Source organism: Niallia oryzisoli, from assembly GCF_043641075.1.
In the GTDB taxonomy this organism is placed as follows: domain Bacteria; phylum Bacillota; class Bacilli; order Bacillales; family Cytobacillaceae; genus Bacillus_BD; species Bacillus_BD oryzisoli_A.
Genome location: NZ_JBHZRC010000034.1, coordinates 1 through 1,564, shown reverse-complemented (window position 1 = coordinate 1,564; position 1,564 = coordinate 1). Strand labels below are relative to the sequence as shown.

The window sequence follows — 1,564 nt, the reverse complement described above, 5'->3', positions numbered from 1 at the left end:
TCAGATTGTCGACAAAAGGGGTTCGGAATGGTCTCATTCCGAACCCCTTTTCTTGAATTTCTTGGATTTTTACTGATTTTGGGGTATTTTAACCCTTCCTGGCCCCATCTTCTACGCCATTTCTGGACCTTTCCATGTCCAGTTGGCCATCTTCTTCAAATTCATGGCAGCGAAGGTAAGCATCGCCTGCATCGACAATTTTTTAAGTCCCCTTAACGTTGTCCAACGCATACCATGCTTTTCTTTTGCATCAGCGAATACTCGTTCAATTGTTTCTTTTCGCTTTGCATATATGGGTTTTACATCTTTGTGATGACGAAGATGATCGGCTTCCTCCACGTACTCTTGCCAAATATGGCGCGTCACCACTTTTTGATGATCCTTACTTTGTGTACACTGGTTCAAACATGGACAGGTGGCACAAATATGCTTAGGAGATTTATACTCACGATATCCTTCTTTGTTTGTAGTTGAATAAGTCAATATCTCACCCGCTGGACAAATGTAACAATCAAAGTGTTCATCATACACATAATCGTGTTTTCGAAAGAATCCATCTTTCGTACGTGGTCTAGTATATGGTAGAGCAGGTGTCATTTCGTTATCTATTAGATATTTAGTAATGGCAGGTGTTTTATAGGCTGCATCTGCCGCAACAGCTTCAGGCTTCCCAACTTTCTCGATGACATGTTCAACTAATGGCTCAAGGATTACGCTATCATGTGTGTTACCTGGCGTCACAATGGTTCCTAAAACAAATCCTTTACGATCAGAAGCCGCATGAAAGGAATAGGCAAACTGTTTAGTGCGTTCGTCTTTGACATAGTATCCACTCTCAGGATCAGTAGTACTTTCTTTTATTTCCTTGGATTCCTCTTTCTCAAACTTGTCTGGCGGGAAAGGCTTCTTTCCATGTTCTTCACGGTCTTGATTAATTTCTTCCTGAAGTTGTTTTTGATAAGCACGGGTTTCTTTTCGAACCACTTTCTTCTCAAAGTTATGTTTATTCGCACTCGCTTTCACATGTGTTGAGTCAATAAAAATATGTTCAGCACTAATTAACTTCTTTTCAGCTGCCGTTTTCAAGATACGATAGAAAATCTGTTCGAATAGATCCGTATCTTTAAAGCGTCGTTCATAGTTCTTACCAAATGTAGAGAAATGAGGCACTTTATCATAAAATCCATAACCTAAGAACCAACGATAGGCCATGTTTGTTTTTAATTCCTCAATCGTTTGACGCATGGAGCGAATGCCGAATGTATATTGAATAAATGTAAGTTTAATTAAAATAACAGGGTCAATACTAGGGCGACCAACTTCAGAATATGTATCTTTCACTAGTTCGTATATAAAAGAAAAATCAATAGCTGCCTCCATTTTTCGGACTAAATGGTTTTCAGGAACCAATTGGTCTAAAGCAATCATTTCTAGCTGATCACGCTGGTTGGAATCATATTTCGAAAGCATCTTCATCACCTCAAGCATTGTTCTATTAATAGTTTAAAACAAAAAAGACTGTAGGCAAACTCGATTTTAATCGAGGAGTTTGTCTACAGTCTGA

At 38.8% G+C, this 1,564-nt stretch carries 1 protein-coding gene; it reads right to left on the bottom strand.

Annotated features, from left to right (window positions below; translation table 11 throughout):
• Positions 1 to 111: 111 nt before the first annotated feature.
• The gene (locus ACHUFV_RS27370) at positions 112 to 1,470 is read right to left on the bottom strand and encodes an IS1182 family transposase (RefSeq protein WP_394239608.1); all 1,359 of its coding nucleotides are present in this window, start codon (positions 1,468 to 1,470) and stop codon (positions 112 to 114) included.
• Positions 1,471 to 1,564 lie beyond the last annotated feature (94 nt).

Coding starts and splice junctions, on each gene's coding strand:
- ACHUFV_RS27370 (WP_394239608.1), bottom strand. CDS start 1,470: ATGCTTTCGAAATATGATTCCAACCAGCGTGATCAGCTAGAAATGATT.